The organism is Microvirga pakistanensis (assembly GCF_004458765.1).
Lineage (GTDB): Bacteria > Pseudomonadota > Alphaproteobacteria > Rhizobiales > Beijerinckiaceae > Microvirga > Microvirga pakistanensis.
Map to the genome: position 1 here is coordinate 1 of NZ_SPJX01000336.1, position 223 is coordinate 223.

Consider the following 223-nt stretch of genomic DNA (forward strand, 5'->3'; position numbering starts at 1 on the left):
CCCGCACGGCTCCGCCGGTCGCGGCCCGTGGCCCGGCGGTCGATATGGACGACGATGAGGCACCGCGGACAGCCCGCCGTCCCGGCGCGGCCAAGCCCGTCGCCCCCCCTAAGGCCCCGAGGGCCGTGCCCGGCGAGGAGCGCCGTCGCGGCCGCCTGACGCTTGCCACTGCGACCTCGGACGACGACGAGCGCACCCGTTCGCTCGCCGCCTTCCGTCGCCG

At 78.5% G+C, this 223-nt stretch carries 1 protein-coding gene; it reads left to right on the top strand.

The genetic code is table 11. From position 1 onward, the window contains the following. The coding region (locus E4K09_RS18085) for a hypothetical protein (RefSeq protein ID WP_134499187.1) at positions 1–223 on the top strand (223 nt) is incomplete at both ends.